The organism is Streptomyces sp. NPDC000404, from assembly GCF_040300365.1.
Lineage (GTDB): Bacteria > Actinomycetota > Actinomycetes > Streptomycetales > Streptomycetaceae > Streptomyces > Streptomyces ramulosus.
This window is the reverse complement of record NZ_JBEPDN010000002.1, coordinates 275,951-289,787: the sequence shown is the minus strand read 5'-3', so window position 1 is coordinate 289,787 and position 13,837 is coordinate 275,951. Positions and strand designations below refer to the sequence as shown.

At 73.8% G+C, this 13,837-nt stretch carries 11 protein-coding genes and 1 pseudogene; 9 read left to right on the top strand and 3 right to left on the bottom strand.

The window, feature by feature from the left end; genetic code table 11:
• The first annotated feature begins 108 nt into the window (after nt 1-108).
• Nucleotides 109-2,454: an MFS transporter gene (locus ABT345_RS04360; protein ID WP_345081699.1), complete on the top strand. Its 2,346-nt coding sequence runs from the start codon at nt 109-111 to the stop codon at nt 2,452-2,454.
• Nucleotides 2,455-2,541: 87 nt separating this feature from the next.
• On the opposite strand, the gene ABT345_RS04355 is transcribed toward ABT345_RS04360, so the two are convergent.
• Nucleotides 2,542-3,675, bottom strand: a complete 1,134-nt coding sequence (locus ABT345_RS04355; RefSeq protein WP_345081696.1) for a PQQ-dependent sugar dehydrogenase — start codon at nt 3,673-3,675, stop codon at nt 2,542-2,544.
• Between the two features lie 869 nt (nt 3,676-4,544).
• Between ABT345_RS04355 and ABT345_RS04350 the strand changes: the two genes are divergently transcribed.
• The 5 genes from ABT345_RS04350 to ABT345_RS04330 all read left to right on the top strand — a co-directional run bounded on the left by ABT345_RS04350 (nt 4,545) and on the right by ABT345_RS04330 (nt 8,317).
• Nucleotides 4,545-4,724, top strand: a complete 180-nt coding sequence (locus ABT345_RS04350) for a pyrroloquinoline quinone precursor peptide PqqA (RefSeq protein ID WP_345081692.1) — start codon at nt 4,545-4,547, stop codon at nt 4,722-4,724.
• Nucleotides 4,725-4,990: 266 nt separating this feature from the next.
• A complete protein-coding gene (gene pqqC, locus ABT345_RS04345; RefSeq protein WP_345081689.1) occupies nt 4,991-5,749 on the top strand; it encodes a pyrroloquinoline-quinone synthase PqqC in 759 nt (252 codons plus the stop codon).
• Nucleotides 5,746-6,003, top strand: a complete 258-nt coding sequence (gene pqqD, locus ABT345_RS04340; RefSeq protein ID WP_345081686.1) for a pyrroloquinoline quinone biosynthesis peptide chaperone PqqD — start codon at nt 5,746-5,748, stop codon at nt 6,001-6,003. The genes pqqC and pqqD overlap by 4 nt, the downstream gene beginning before the upstream one ends.
• Nucleotides 6,000-7,295: a pyrroloquinoline quinone biosynthesis protein PqqE gene (pqqE, locus tag ABT345_RS04335; protein WP_345081684.1), complete on the top strand. Its 1,296-nt coding sequence runs from the start codon at nt 6,000-6,002 to the stop codon at nt 7,293-7,295. The genes pqqD and pqqE overlap by 4 nt, the downstream gene beginning before the upstream one ends.
• On the top strand, nt 7,295-8,317 hold the full coding sequence (locus ABT345_RS04330) for a chitinase (protein WP_345081681.1): 1,023 nt from the start codon (nt 7,295-7,297) through the stop codon (nt 8,315-8,317). The genes pqqE and ABT345_RS04330 overlap by 1 nt, the downstream gene beginning before the upstream one ends.
• A 99-nt stretch (nt 8,318-8,416) precedes the next feature.
• On the opposite strand, the gene ABT345_RS04325 is transcribed toward ABT345_RS04330, so the two are convergent.
• Complete coding sequence (locus ABT345_RS04325) at nt 8,417-8,602, bottom strand: hypothetical protein (RefSeq protein ID WP_345081678.1); 186 nt, start codon at nt 8,600-8,602, stop codon at nt 8,417-8,419.
• 283 nt (nt 8,603-8,885) lie between these two features.
• Between ABT345_RS04325 and ABT345_RS33220 the strand changes: the two are divergent.
• Nucleotides 8,886-9,008: pseudogene (locus ABT345_RS33220) on the top strand (transposase); the annotation flags it as partial.
• 854 nt (nt 9,009-9,862) lie between these two features.
• Here the strand turns inward: ABT345_RS33220 and ABT345_RS04315 are convergent.
• A complete protein-coding gene (locus ABT345_RS04315) occupies nt 9,863-11,479 on the bottom strand; it encodes a serine hydrolase domain-containing protein (RefSeq protein ID WP_345081675.1) in 1,617 nt (538 codons plus the stop codon).
• 161 nt (nt 11,480-11,640) lie between these two features.
• Here ABT345_RS04315 and ABT345_RS04310 point away from each other — a divergent pair, with 161 nt between their 5' ends.
• Both ABT345_RS04310 and ABT345_RS04305 read left to right on the top strand, forming a co-directional pair.
• Nucleotides 11,641-12,882 carry a sensor histidine kinase gene (locus ABT345_RS04310; protein WP_345081672.1) on the top strand — a complete coding sequence of 414 codons (1,242 nt, stop codon included), beginning with the start codon at nt 11,641-11,643 and terminating at the stop codon, nt 12,880-12,882.
• Nucleotides 12,879-13,586: a response regulator gene (locus ABT345_RS04305; protein WP_345081669.1), complete on the top strand. Its 708-nt coding sequence runs from the start codon at nt 12,879-12,881 to the stop codon at nt 13,584-13,586. Before ABT345_RS04310 ends, ABT345_RS04305 begins: the two co-directional genes overlap by 4 nt.
• Nucleotides 13,587-13,837: the final 251 nt, after the last annotated feature.

The window sequence follows — 13,837 nt, the reverse complement described above, 5'->3', positions numbered from 1 at the left end:
GCCCGCGGCGCACCGCCGCACCCGAGACCGACCACGCCGTCCGGCCGCACCGAAGCGGCCGGACGGGCCCGATCCGTATCCGTTCCACTCCGCCCGGAGGCCGCAGGCATGACCCAGACGACGACGCAGCAGCCACCCAGGAGCGCGCCGCCCACCGCCGCGCTCCCGGTGTCCGACCCCGCAAAGGAGCGGAGATCCGGCGGCCTCGTCCCCGTCCTCGCCTTCTGCGGCATCGTCGTCGCCGTGATGCAGACGCTGCTCGTGCCGGTCATCAAGGACCTGCCGACGCTGCTGGGCACGGCACCGAGCAACGCCACCTGGGTACTGACCGCCACCCTGCTCTCCGGTGCCGTCGCCACGCCCATCATGGGGCGCCTCGGCGACCTCTCCGGCAAGCGGAAGATGCTTCTCGCCAGCCTCGCCGTCATGGTCGTCGGCTCGCTGATCTGCGGCTTCACCGACAACCTGATCGTCATGATCGTCGGCCGGGCGCTCCAGGGCTTCGCCATGGGCGCGATACCGCTCGGCATCGGCATCATGCGCGACGAACTCCCCAAGGAACGCCTCGGTTCGGCGATGGCCCTGATGAGTTCGTCCATCGGCGTCGGCGGCGGCCTCGCCCTGCCCGTCGCCGCCCTCGTCGCCCAGCACGCCGACTGGCACGCCCTGTTCTTCCTCGCCGCCGGGCTCGGCGTCCTGTCGATACTGCTGACCCTGCTCGTCGTGCCGGAGACCTCCGTCCGGGCACCCGGACGCTTCGACCTGCTCGGCGCCCTGGGGCTGTCCGCCGGTCTGATCGCGCTGCTCCTGCCGATCACCAAGGGCAGCGACTGGGGCTGGGGTTCCCCCACCACCCTCGGACTGTTCGGCCTCGCCGTGCTGATCCTGGTGCTGTGGGGCGTGATGGAACTCCGCCTCGCCGACCCGCTCGTGGACCTGCGCACCAGCGCCCGCCGCGAGGTCCTCCTCACCAACCTCGCGTCCATCACCGTCGGCGTCGCCTTCTACGCCATCTCCCTGGTGCTGCCCCAGGTGCTCCAGCTGCCGACCTCCACCGGCTACGGCCTGGGCCAGCCGATGCTGGTCGCCGGTCTGTGCGTGGCGCCGCTCGGCCTGACGATGATGCTGACCGCCCCGGTCTACGCCCGCCTCGCCGCCCGCCGCGGCCCGAAGGCCACCCTGCTCCTGGGCATGCTGATCATCGGCATCGGCTACGGCGCCGGCATCGGCCTGATGAACGCCCCCTGGCAGACGGTCATCATCGCGGTGGTCGTGGGCGCCGGCATCGGCCTGGCGTACTCCTCGCTGCCCGCCCTGATCGTCGGCGCCGTCGACCCGTCCGAGACCGGCGCCGCCAACGGCCTGAACACCCTGATGCGTTCGATCGGGACCTCCGTGTCCAGCGCCGTCATCGGCATGGTCCTGGCCCATATGTCCACCACCAAGGGGCCGGTCACCTACCCGACGATGGCCGGGTTCCGGGTCTCCTTCGTGATCGCCACGGGCGCGGTGGTCCTCGGCGTCGTCTTCGCCGCGTTCCTGCCCTCCCAGCGCCGTGCCACCCGCCCCACCCTCGTCGCCGGGAACACCGACGGGGAGACGGAGACCGGCGGCGCGCACCCCGCCGGGCCCGCCGAAGGCCGGGCCGGTGAGGCCGACCGGGCCGGTGCGGCCGGCCTCACCGGCGTGCGCGGCGGCATCCGGACCGCGGCCGGTGCGCCCGTTGCGGGGGCGAGCGTCACCCTCATCGACCGGCGGGGCCGCCAGGCCGGAGTCACCACCACCGACGCCGAGGGGCGCTTCACCCTCCCGGACCCGGGCGCGGGCAGCTACGTCCTCACCGGCGCCGCCCCCGGCCACACCCCGCACGCCCTCGCCCTGACCTGCGGCGACGCCACCGTGGACGTGCTGCTCACGCTGACCGGCGCCGCGCGGCTCGCCGGCACGCTGTCCGGCGGGGAGCGGGGCACCGCGCTCGCCGGCGGCGAGGTCATCGTCACCGATGCCGGCGGCGAGGCGGTGGGCCGCGCGACCACCGGCGCCGACGGCCGCTGGGAGATCCGCGAACTGCCCTGCACCGTCTGCACGGTGACCTTCAGCGCCCCCGGGCACCGGCCCGAGGCCCGCAGCGTCGATCTGGCGGACGCCTCCGGGGCCACCGGCTGCGAGGAGATACGGCTGCGGCCGGTCGCCTCGGTGCGCGGCACGGTCCGGGGCCCCGGCGGCGCGCCGCTCGCCGACGCCGCCGTGACGGTGCTGACGGACGGCACGGTCGCGGGCCACACCGTCACCGGCCCGGACGGCGCCTTCGCCTTCGACGACCTGACCGGCAGCAACCTGACGCTCACCGCGTCCGGCTACCCGCCCCGCGCCACCCCGATATCCCTCACCGCGGGCAGCCACCGCACGCTCGACGTGGACCTCGTCCAGCCGGCGCCCGACGAGACCGGCTGAGGCGGACGGCGCCCGCGTACGGCGGAGCGCCGCCCACCCGGGGCCGGCCGGTCACGGCCCGGCCCCGGGGCGGGTTCCCCACCGCGCTCACTTCAGATCGATCCGGAACACCTTGTCCGAACCGGCGCCGCCGTCACCGTTGTTGTCGCCGTTCGTCGTCGTCAGCCACAGCGCCTTCTTGCCGGGGACGGCCTCGACGGTGCGCAGCCGCCCGTAGTCCTTGGTGTAGTACGCCTTGGGCGTACCGGCGTTGGTGCCGTCGACGGGGATGCGCCAGAGCCGCTGACCGCGCAGCGCCGCCATGTAGATCGCGCCGTCCGCGTAGGCGACGGCGCTGGGGGAGGCGTCCTTCACCGGCCACTGGCGCTTCGGGTTGGTCATCCCGGACTCCGAGCAGTTGCCCTCGCAGACCGGCCAGCCGTAGTTCTTGCCCGACTCGATGAGGTTCAGCTCGTCGTACTTGGCGTTGCCGAACTCCGCCTCCCACAGGCGGCCCTGGGCGTCCCAGGTGAGGCCCTGCGGGTTGCGGTGGCCCATGGAGTAGACGAGGTTGCCGAACGGGTTGCCCGGCGCCGGTTTGCCGTCGGGTGTCATCCGCAGGATCTTGCCGTTGAGGGACTTCTTGTCCTGCGCCAGATCGGGGGTCTGGGCCTCGCCCGTGGTGGCGTAGAGCAGCCCGTCGGGGCCGAACTTGATGCGCCCGCCGTTGTGGTACTTATTCTTCTTGATCCCCTTGACCAGCACGGTGTAGCCGCTGAGCTTGCCGTCCTGGTAGGTGAGGCGGGCGATGCGGTTGCCCTCCTTGGCGGTGTGCATCACGAAGACCTGGTGGCCGCTCTCCCACTTCGGCGACACCGCGATGCTCAGCAGACCGCCCTCACCGCCGGTGGTCACCACCTCGGGGACCTTGCCGACCTGCTTCTTCTTGCCGTCCTGGGTGAGGGCGAAGACCTTGAAGGTGTCCCGCTCGGTCAGCAGCGCGGACCCGTCGGGGAGCCAGCTCAGCCCCCAGGGGATGGACCAGCCCTCCGAGACGGTCACGGGCTTGCCGGGCGCGGAATCGGTCACGGCGGCGGGGCTGCCGGTGCCCGCCGGATGCACGGGCCCGGCCGTGGCCGGTCTGGCCGTCCCGGCGGCGAGCAGTAGCCCGGCGGCCAGGGCGGACGCACCGAGGCTGGGGAGCGAGAGGCGGTGGGTGTCGAAGGGGCTGCGCTTGCGCATGGGGGCCTCCGGTCAGGAAGGTGCGGCAGGACAGCGCCGGGGGAGCGGTGGCGCGGGCGGTGCGTGGCGGGGTTCGGCCACGGCAATCGAGCGCGGCTCGCCCGCACCCCGTCCGGGCACGGGGCCGACGGCGGACCGCCAGAAGCTGATAGGAAAGTTTCCTGTTTGTTGACTGGCGGGGAACCTACTGCGGGCCCCGGACACCGTCAAGAGACCCGGCAGCGGCGTGAGAAGCGCGGGGCGTGCTCTGACACCGTGCGGCGTCCCGCCGTCCGCCACCTCAGACTCCCGCGCCACGCCCGCCACCTGCGGCGAAGCCCGGTACCCGCCGGAGGAAACGCCCGGCGTGCGGCGGGGGCCAGGGCCGTGGCAAGGCGCGGCAGCGAGGCGGAGCCGGAGGCGAGGCAAGGCCCGCCCGGCGCACCGTGCGCGCCTCCGGAACCGCTCGCCCCCGCCGCCCGCCGCCGGATGCCGCCGCCACCCCCGGAATCCACAGGCGCCCCCGAGCGCCCCCGAACAGGCCGCCCCACCAGGCGCGTTACCCGTCAGGAAGGGAATGGGGCCGGCGCCCCATGAGGAAAAGGACCGGACCAATGCTGTCCCGCCCCATTGACTCCGGCGCGCGTGGGCGGTGATTCTGCGATGCGGTACGGAGCGTCACGGCGCGGCGGGTGCACCGGGCATGCCCGGCCGGCCGGAACGGTGCCGTACCGAAGGTTGTCGCGCGTCAACTCGCATGAAATACAGCTGAGTTGACGGAATTCCGGGCGTCGCTGCCGTGGCCGGTGCGGGCGGCGCCCGGGGCGTGCGGCCGCAGTGTCCGAAACTCTCCGTTCCCACCACCCGTATCAGCGAAGGGCGGAACCCCCATGACCAGCCTGCCGACCGTACGCACCCCGCACACGGCGGACGCACCCTCCACCGAGACCCCGGCGGCCGCGCCCCGTCCGCACGGCGCCGCCCGGCCCGCGACCGCCTGGGCCACCCCCGGTTACACCGTGATCGACGCCGCGCTCGAAGTCACCGCGTACCGCCTCGCCGACCGCTGACCCACCGACCGCACCCGCCGCCGACCGGCCCGGACGCCGTGCACCGCCAACGGGCGCACCCGTAGCCGGGCCGGCGGCCGTATGCACCGGCGCCGCGGCGCGTGCCCGGCCCGTTCCGGGCGCGCGCCCACCCGGAACGCCACCCCCACACCCTTCTCACCCCCACCAACCCCGCACACCGCCGCCCGCGATCCGAGGCGCGGCGCCCCCACCCGGGCGTCCGCCGTACCGGAGCGCGCCGCGGCGGAAGGGATGGAGATCGCGCCATGAACGGCCTGCAGGGAGACCCGACCCCCGACCACCGTGTCCCTCCGGCGGCCCGGGCCTCCTTCGAGGAGCGCCTGCGCACCGTCGCACGCGAGCACTACCACGACCGTCATCCCTTCAACGTCCGGATGCACGAAGGGGAGTTGACGCCGGACGAGCTGCGCCGCTGGATCCGCAACCGGTTCCACTATCAGCGCCACATCCCCGTCAAGGACGCCCTGATCACCGCGAAACTCGGCACGCCCGAGCTGCGTCGGATGTGGCTGCGGCGGATCCGCGACCACGACGGCGACCGCGAGGGCGAGGGCGGCATCGAGCGCTGGCTGCGGCTCGGCGAGGCCGCCGGGATCGACCGCGCGCTCCTGCTGGACGAGTCCGGGGTGCTGCCCGGCGTCCGCCTCGCCGTCGAGGGCTATGTGAACTTCTGCCGGCTGCGCTCCCCGCTGGAGGCGGTCGCCGCCTCCCTGACCGAACTGTCCGCGCCGGACATCATGCGCACCCGCATCGGCGCCTTCGAACGCCACTACCCGTGGATCGAGCGGGACGGCCTGACCTACTTCCACGACCGGCAGGGCCAGGGCAGCCGGGACAGCAAGGAAGCCCTCGCCCTCGTCCTCGACGGCGCCCGGACCGAGGCGGACCAGGACCGCGCCGTCGCCGCCCTCACCTTCAAGTGCGAGGTCCTCTGGTCGCTCCTCGACGCGGTCGAACGCGGCGGCCGTCCGCCCGCCGCCGACCCGGCCGGAGCGCCGGCATGACCGCCTGGCGCCCGGCCCCCGCCCCCGGAGTCCTCCTCCGCGCCGACCGGGTCCGCGGCGTCGACCTGCTGCTCCTGCCCGAACGCGTCGTGGTGCTGGAGGGCTCGGCGGGCGAGGTGCTGCGGCTTTGCGACGGCACCCGCGACGTCCCGCAGATCGTGCGCGAGCTGACGAGCCGTCACCCCGACGCGCCGGTCGCCGACGAGGTGCCCGCCTTCCTCGACCGCGTACGGAAGGAGGGCTGGCTGCGATGACGCCCCACCCCGCCCCCGACGACGGGCCACCGCCCGGCATCACGCCGCCCGCCTCCGGCGAAGGGTCCGCGCCCGGCGCCACGCCGCACGCCCCCGACGACGGGCCCGCACCCGGCATCACGCCGCCCGCCTCCGGCGAAAGGCCCGCGCCCACCGCCGGCCCGCAGGCCCCCGTGCCTCCGCCGCCCTGGGCGCTCCTGGCCGAGCTGACCCACGCCTGCCCGCTGCACTGCGCCTACTGCTCCAACCCGCTCGAACTCGCCGGACGCAGCGCGGAGCTGACGCTCGCGGAGTGGCAGGACACCTTCCGGCAGGCCGCCGGCCTCGGCGTGGTCAGCGCCCATCTCTCCGGCGGTGAACCGCTGCTCCGCCCGGACCTCACCGAGATCGTCGCCGCGGCCGACGGGGCGGGCATCCACACCCAGCTGATCACCAGCGGCGTCGGGCTGACCCGCGAACGGCTGGCCGCCCTCACCGGCGCCGGGCTGCGCAGCGTCCAGCTCTCCGTCCAGCACGCCGACGCGGCGGCGGGGGACCGGATCGCCGGGCGGCGCCGCGCCCACGCCGAGAAGGAGCGCGCCGCCGCCCTCGTCACCGACGCCGGACTGCCGCTCGGCCTCAACGTCGTCCTGCACCGCCACAACCTCGCCGCCCTCGACGCGCTGATCGACCTCGCCCCCGCCTGGGGCGCCGGCCGCATCGAGCTGGCCAACACGCAGTTCTACGGCTGGGCCCTGCTCAACAAGGCCGAACTGCTGCCCACCCGCGCGCAGCTGGCCGAGGCCGAGGAGACCGTACGGCGCCGGCGGCGGCAGCTCGACGGCCGGGTCGAGGTGATCTGGGTCGTCCCCGACCACTTCGACGGCACCGCCAAACCCTGCATGGGCGGCTGGGGCGCCGTCTCCCTCACCGTCACCCCCGACGGTACCGTCCTGCCCTGCCCGGCGGCCGCCGCCCTCCCCGGTCTCGACCCGCCCCGCGTCCGCGACCGGTCGCTGCGCTGGATCTGGGAGCGTTCCCCGGCCTTCGCCCGCTACCGCGGCACCGACTGGATGCGCGAGCCCTGCCGCAGCTGCGCGCTGCGCGAGCGGGACTTCGGCGGCTGCCGCTGCCAGGCGTACGCCCTCACCGGGGACGCCGCCGCCACCGACCCGGCGTGCCGCCACTCCCCGCACCACACCGTCATCCGCGACCTGGTGGACGCACCCGCGCCACCGTCCACCGCGCTGGGCCGCCCCCGGCGCCCCGGCCGCCCGTCCCCGTCCCCGTCCCGCAGAGTGGAGAACTCCTGATGGATCGCGCCACCTCCCCCACCCGCCGCCGCACCCTGGTCGGCGCCGTGGCCGCGACGCTCCTGGCCACCGCCGCCACGGCGGGCGCCGCCGGCCCCTCCGCCGCCGCGCCGCCCGCCCACACCCCGAAGGCGGCCCCGCCGATGGCCGCCGCGCCCTACGAGTACCTCGGCTGGGGCGACCCGCAGCCGCCCGCCGAGGTGATGAAGGCGACCGGCATCAAGTGGTTCACCCTCGCCTTCATCCTCTCCGACGGCGGCTGCAACCCCGCCTGGGACGGCGACCGGCCGCTGACCGGCGGCAGCGACGCCAAGGCGATCGACGCGATCCGCGCGGGCGGCGGCGACGTCGTCATCTCCGCCGGCGGCTGGAGCGGCAACAAGCTCGGCGAGAAGTGCACCAGCGCCGACGCCCTGGCCGGCGCCTACCAGAAGGTCATCGACGCGTACCACCTCAAGGCCCTCGACATCGACATCGAGGACACCGAGATGAGCAACGCGACCGTCCGGCAGCGCGTCGTCGACGCCCTGAAGAAGGTCAAGGACGCCAACGAGGGGCTCGTCACCTACGTCACCATGGGCACCACGCCCGAGGGGCCGACCGACGAGGGCAAGGACCTCATCCGCCGCGGCGCGAAGGCGGGGCTGGACAACGACGGCTGGGTGGTCATGCCGTTCGACTTCGGCAGCCACACCGGCACCATGGGCGAGGCCACCGTCAGCGCCCTCGACGGTCTCGCCGCCGACGTCAAGGCCGCCTACGGCTACAGCGACGACGAGGCCTACCGCAAGATCGGCGTCTCCTCCATGAACGGCCACACCGACGAGGCGGACGAGAACGTCACCCTAGACGACTTCAAGACCATCCTCGACTACGCCCGCACCCACCACCTCGCCCGCTTCGCCTACTGGGCCGTCAACCGCGACCGCTCCTGCGGCTCCGGCAGCGACGGCGACAGCTGCAGCGGCGTCGACCAGGAGCCGTACGCGTACACCAAGATCGTGGCGCAGTACGAGGGCTGAGCACGGGGGATGACCCGCGAGCGGCGGCCTCCGGAGCACCGGGGGCCGCCGTACGTCCGTGACCGGGGGCGCGGGTGACGCCGCGTCAGGCGCGCTGCGTCACGCCGCCTCGACGACCTCCGCGCGCACCGCCTGCGTCCAGTTCTCCAGCAGCGCCGCGTACTCCGTCATGTCCTGCGCCGTCCACGTCCAGCTGGGCCGGGCGCAGACGAAACGGCGGATCGCGTCGTTGGCCTCGGAGGCAGGGGCGGGCGCGCCCGAAAGGGCGGAAGGCGTAGGGGACATGGCAGACATGCTAGGGGCAGTCACTGACATTTCCTCACCCCGTGCACGCCCCTTCCCGGCCCCCACCGCCGCACCAGCCGCCGTCGGCGTTCCCCCAACTCCGGGCTGACCAGCGCAAACAACGGAACGTTCCCCAAGGGTTCGCTGGCTGCATGTGTCCCTTCCCACACGCTCAGCGACCGCCGCGGCCCCTGGCGGCCTCATACCGCCGACCGAGCCGCGTGCGGAGCGAGCACCCCGGCGCCGGTGAGCGCGAACAGCGCGAGGCCAAGCCCAGTCGAATACTGCCTCCGGCAGCAGATGTCATCGTCGGCTCAACCGTGGCGGAAATCGGCGGGTGAATGCTGCCCTTCACCGCGTTGTGTTGACTCGGCTCCGCTTTGACCCGCGCACACAGGAGTACTAGGGGAGAAGGGTTACGGAAGGGAAAACCCGGTGTGAGATCAACCGCTGTCTGAAGCGTTACGGAGACTGGGAGTTCTACCGCATCGTCAGGGGCAGCATCAGAGCTCCAGTGGCTTGTGAACGGCCTTTCAGTGTGTCCACGAGTACGCGCGGGGCCGCTCGGCCGACCGGGGCTGGCACACCGGTTCCCACGAGTGCTGCGCGATGGCTGGACGACCTGCCCCCAGTGGCCGACCTCGGGACACCTCCGCTCGCGCGGAGCCGACCCTTCCTGACCTGCGGTGTTATTCGGGCTTTGCGATTTCCTCACCAAGGAGGTGTTCGTTCACAGTGACGCCCTTGCGGTCAGGTGGTGATCTTCGGATTCCCCGTCAGTCTATCTGCGTGGACAGGCCGTTGTTTGAGGAGAGCCCCGGATCGGGACTCGTTGTCAGTGGTGGGTGTTAGACGTTTGGCATGGGTGCAGAAGATGTCGGTGCTGTCTGGTGGCGGCTGGATGTGCGGTTGCGGGGCAAGGAGTTGGGGTTGCCGGGGCCGTGTCCGGTGATCTGCCATCTGCTGGATGTGGGAGCCGTTTTCGGTGTGCTCTGGGATGTGCTGCTGCACCCGCGACTGTGCGAGCGAATCGCGAGTGATCTCGGCGAGGTCACTCTGCTGTTCCAGGTACAGGTTCCAGCGGCGTTCAGGGCAATGAAGAGGGCGATGAGGCATACAGCGCCGCAAAGGGCGCCGAACGGCCGACCTCAGACTTCTGCAGGTCCGCTGCCGCGTGGAGACCGGCCACGGCGGCGTGGGTCGGACCGTCGTGCAACTGCACCACGGCGTCCGGCGCTTCGCCGCCCGCCCCCGCGTCGTTCAGGGCAGGTCGACGGTGATCACTGCATTCGTGCAGAACAGCACGGCCAGCGGCAGGACGGGCAGCGCGAAGGCGACGGCGCGCAGCCACGGGTACGGGCCCCGAGCCGTCGGCAGGGCGGGCCAGCGGCGGACGGACTCGGCGGCCGTCGCTGTCACCAGCCCCGCGCCGATCGCGCACAGGACGCCCGGGACGTGCCCCCACTCGCCGGTGCGCAGGGCCAGCAGCCAGCAGGTGGCGGCGGTCAGCGGCAGGGAGACGGCCTTGAGGCGGTCCAAGGGGCGGGAGATACAGGCGCGGCGGGGCCGCACCACGCCGAGCAGGGCGAGCGCGGGGGCGCCGGCCGTGAGCAGTCCGGTGGCGGCGAGCAGGACGGGGTGCGGGGTCCGGGGTTCGTCGAACTCGGGGGCGTCGACACCGAGCAGGGCGAAGCCGATCTTCTCGGCCGGTGTGCGGGTGGAGTTGGTGAGGACGACCACCGCGCGCTGGTCGGTGGTGTGGGCGACGAACGCGCGGGAGCCGTTGGTCAGTCCGTTGTGCCAGCTGACGGTCGTGCCACCGGCGTTCCAGAGCTGCCAGCCCAGGCCGATGTGCCCGTCGCGGTCGGCGTAGTCGGCGACGGCGGCGTGCGGGGTGTGGGTGAGGGCGAGCGCGGTGGGCGGGTTCGGGGCGGCGCCCGCGGCCAGGAAGGCCGCGAGGTCGGCGCTGGTGGTCCAGGTGCCGGTGCCGACCGCCGCCCAGCCGGGGTTGGTCCACGGCACGACCGGTGTGCCGGCGGTGTGGAACGGGAGGGCAGCCCGGTCCGGGGTGCCGGGGGCGGTGCGGACGGTGGTGTGGTCCATGCCGAGCGGGGCGAGGAGCCGCTCGCGCAGGGCGGTCGGGTAGTCGCGGCCGTCGACCTTGGCGAGGGTCTCGCCGAGGACGGCGTAGCCGAGGTTGGAGTAGGAGAACGCGGTGTCCGGCTCGGGCCCGGAGCCGGTCAGGGCGGCGAGCGCGCGCACCGGGTCCTGGAGGAGCGAGTAGCCGTTGCCGCCCAGCAGGTAGCCGGCCATCGCGAGCGGGAAGCGCGGGCCGTCGGCCGGGAAGGACGGTAGGCCGGCGGTGTGGGTGGCGAGTTGCTCGACGGTGATGCCGGCCACCGCCGGATCGGCGAACGAGTACTCGGGCCACAGGGCGCCGACGGTGTCGGTGAGCCTGATCTTCCCGGCATCCAGGAGGCTGCCGAGCAGGCTCGCGGTGAGCACCTTCTGCGCCGAGCCGGTCTCGAACGCGGTGTCCGGGGTGACTGGGGTCGAGCCGTCGGTGGTGCCCAGCGCGGCCCTGGTGACGGTGTCATGGTCGACGACCGCGACGGAGACGCCCACCGAGCCGCCCGCGCCCCGGCCGTCCGGCAGCAGGCCGGCGACCCGCTCGGCCAACGTCGCGTCACCACTGCGGTGGGCGGCGACCGGCGCGCTGCGCGGACCGGCGGCGAAGACGGCCAGCGCGGCGGCGACGGCGGCGACGACCGTCCAGCGCACGGCTGCGCCAAGCCGGGCGGGCCGGGGGCGGACGCCGTCGGGGCCGGCGTCGCCGGAGGTCTTGGGAGGGGGCGGGGTGGTTTCGGGCAGGGGCACGGGGCTTCCTCCAGGAGGTGCGGGCGGCGGGCGGACCGGGCCGCGGATTGACGAGCTTCACGTTCGCCCAGGTCAGCGGGGTGACGCAGCAGCCACCCGGCCCGCTTCGAAGTAGCCGATCGGCCACCCCCGGCGCCTTCGCGCCCACGTACGGTGGCGGCATGCACCACCGACCGGCAGCCAGTCCGCCCGCTTCCGCCCGCGAGGGCACCGCCGCCCGGCGCCCCCACCCGATGCCGGCCCTCCTCGCCGCGGTCGCCTTGTTGGCGGCACTCCTCACCGACCTCGACCGCTGGTGGGACATGCGCCCGGGCCCCGTCGGCGACGCACTGTTCCTCGTCTCCGGCGCCGCGATGGGATCACTCGTCCTCTGGACGCTGCGCCCGTTCCCCGCCCACCGCTGCGGCGGGACGGGAACGGCGGCAGCTGCCGCCGGCGCACTGCTGATCTCGTTCACGGCCTCCGCCGGCTACCGGCTGCTGCCCGCCGGCCACCGGCCGATCGGCCTCACCGAGGCGCTCGCCCTCGCCCTGCTGCTCTCGCTGGTCGCCCGCCGTTGCCGGCCGCTGGTGATCGCGGGCACGGCGCTGGCTTCCTTCGCAGCCCTCCTGGCCGCCGCCGGGCGCGCCGGCGGGCCGTACGACGTGGACAACGCGCTGCTGGTGCTGGTGCTGCTCGGCCCCGGACTGCTGCTGCGCTGGCGGGCGGAGCGCCGGGCCTGGCACATCGAACGCGCCGTGCGTGAGGAACGCAACGCGCTCGCCCGGGACCTCCACGACGTCGTCGCCCACCAGGTCACCGGCATCGTCGTCCAGGCCCAAGCACTCCAGCACATCGCCGCCCGCGACCCCGAACTGCTGCGCACCGCCCTGGCCGACATCGAGCACGCCGGGGCAAACGCGCTGACCGCCATGCGCCACCTGGTCGGTGCGCTCCGCGATGGCGAACACCCACGCCAGGTCGCGGACTCCCCGGCGCGTCAGCTCACCGCCCTCGCCCGGCCCGGCAACGGCCACCGCCCCGAAATCGCCGTCAGCGGCGAGGAGGAACTGGACAGCGCACCGGCCGAGCTCACCGCCGCAGTTCTGCGGATCGCCCAGGAGGCCGTCACCAACGCCGACCGCCACGCCCGCGGCGCCACCAGGATCACCGTCCGGGTCCACGGTGAGAGCGGGTGGCTGCGCCTGGACGTCCACGACGACGGCCGCGGCCCCGTCCGCACCTCCACCGGGGACGGCTACGGGCTGATCGGCATGGCCGAGCGCGCCAAGCTGCTCGGCGGTACCTGCCACGCCGGACCGGCCGCATCCGGCTCCGGCTGGCACGTCACCGCCCACCTGCCCGGCGCGGCGGACCGGCCCGAGCGGCCGGCTCCGGCAACCGGCGGGGCTGCGCTGCGATGACCCTCCGCGTCCTGCTCGCCGACGACCAGCGCATGGTCCGTACCGGCTTCCGCTACATCCTCGACGCCGAACCCGACATCGAGGTCGTCGCCGAGGCCGACGACGGCATCGAGGCCCTGCGCCTCGCCGAGCACCACCGCCCCGACGTCTGCCTGCTGGACATCCGGATGCCCGGCATCACCGGACTCGACGTCACCCGCCGACTCGCCGGCCCCGGCGTACCGGACCCGTTGCGCGTCATCGTCGTCACCACCTTCGACCTCGACGAATACGTGCACGAGGCCCTGCACGGCGGCGCGGTCGGCTTCCTGCTCAAGGACGCCGGCCCCACCATGCTCATCGAGGCCGTGCGCGCCGCCGCCCGCGGCGAGGCGATGGTCTCCCCGCAGATCACCGTCCGCCTGCTGCGGCACTTCACCTCCCACCGGGCCCGCCCGCCGCTCCTCGGTTCGGGCCCGCATCCGCTGTCGGAACGCGAGCTGACGACCGTCCGGGCCGCCGCCGAGGGGCTCACCAACGCCGAGATCGCCGAACGCCTGTACATCTCCCTCGGCACGGTCAAGAAGCACCTCGCCGCCGCGCAGCTGAAGCTCGACGTCCGTAACCGGGTCGAGCTCGCCGCCTGGGCCTACCGCCACGGGCACATGGACGAGCCGCCACGGCCGCCGGGATTCCCGCTACGGCGACGGCCGGCCGGTCCATGAGCGCAGTGGCACCGGCGGCACGCGGGGGACTTTGGTCGCCGTTGCCTGCCCGGCCCCGAGTCGGTTGAGGGCCTGGGAGGGAGAACTGGCCCTGCTGGTCTCATCCCACCGTGAGCCCGCCATCCTCGCCGACCCGGCGTGGGCCCCGTTCCAGGTTTACGTTCTCAACCCGGACACCGGCGAGATGGTCCGTGAGCGCGTGCCTCTGGCGAGTGTCAGTCGGTAGCCGACTGGGCCCTTCGCCTCGCCGA

Excerpts from the sequence above, each read along its gene's own strand:
- ABT345_RS04360 (WP_345081699.1), top strand. The coding sequence starts at position 109 with ATGACCCAGACGACGACGCAGCAGCCACCCAGGAGCGCGCCGCCCACC.
- ABT345_RS04355 (WP_345081696.1), bottom strand. The coding sequence starts at position 3,675 with ATGCGCAAGCGCAGCCCCTTCGACACCCACCGCCTCTCGCTCCCCAGC.
- ABT345_RS04350 (WP_345081692.1), top strand. The coding sequence starts at position 4,545 with ATGACCAGCCTGCCGACCGTACGCACCCCGCACACGGCGGACGCACCC.
- pqqC (WP_345081689.1), top strand. The coding sequence starts at position 4,991 with ATGAACGGCCTGCAGGGAGACCCGACCCCCGACCACCGTGTCCCTCCG.
- pqqD (WP_345081686.1), top strand. The coding sequence starts at position 5,746 with ATGACCGCCTGGCGCCCGGCCCCCGCCCCCGGAGTCCTCCTCCGCGCC.
- pqqE (WP_345081684.1), top strand. The coding sequence starts at position 6,000 with ATGACGCCCCACCCCGCCCCCGACGACGGGCCACCGCCCGGCATCACG.
- ABT345_RS04330 (WP_345081681.1), top strand. The coding sequence starts at position 7,295 with ATGGATCGCGCCACCTCCCCCACCCGCCGCCGCACCCTGGTCGGCGCC.
- ABT345_RS04325 (WP_345081678.1), bottom strand. The coding sequence starts at position 8,602 with ATGTCCCCTACGCCTTCCGCCCTTTCGGGCGCGCCCGCCCCTGCCTCC.
- ABT345_RS04310 (WP_345081672.1), top strand. The coding sequence starts at position 11,641 with ATGCACCACCGACCGGCAGCCAGTCCGCCCGCTTCCGCCCGCGAGGGC.
- ABT345_RS04305 (WP_345081669.1), top strand. The coding sequence starts at position 12,879 with ATGACCCTCCGCGTCCTGCTCGCCGACGACCAGCGCATGGTCCGTACC.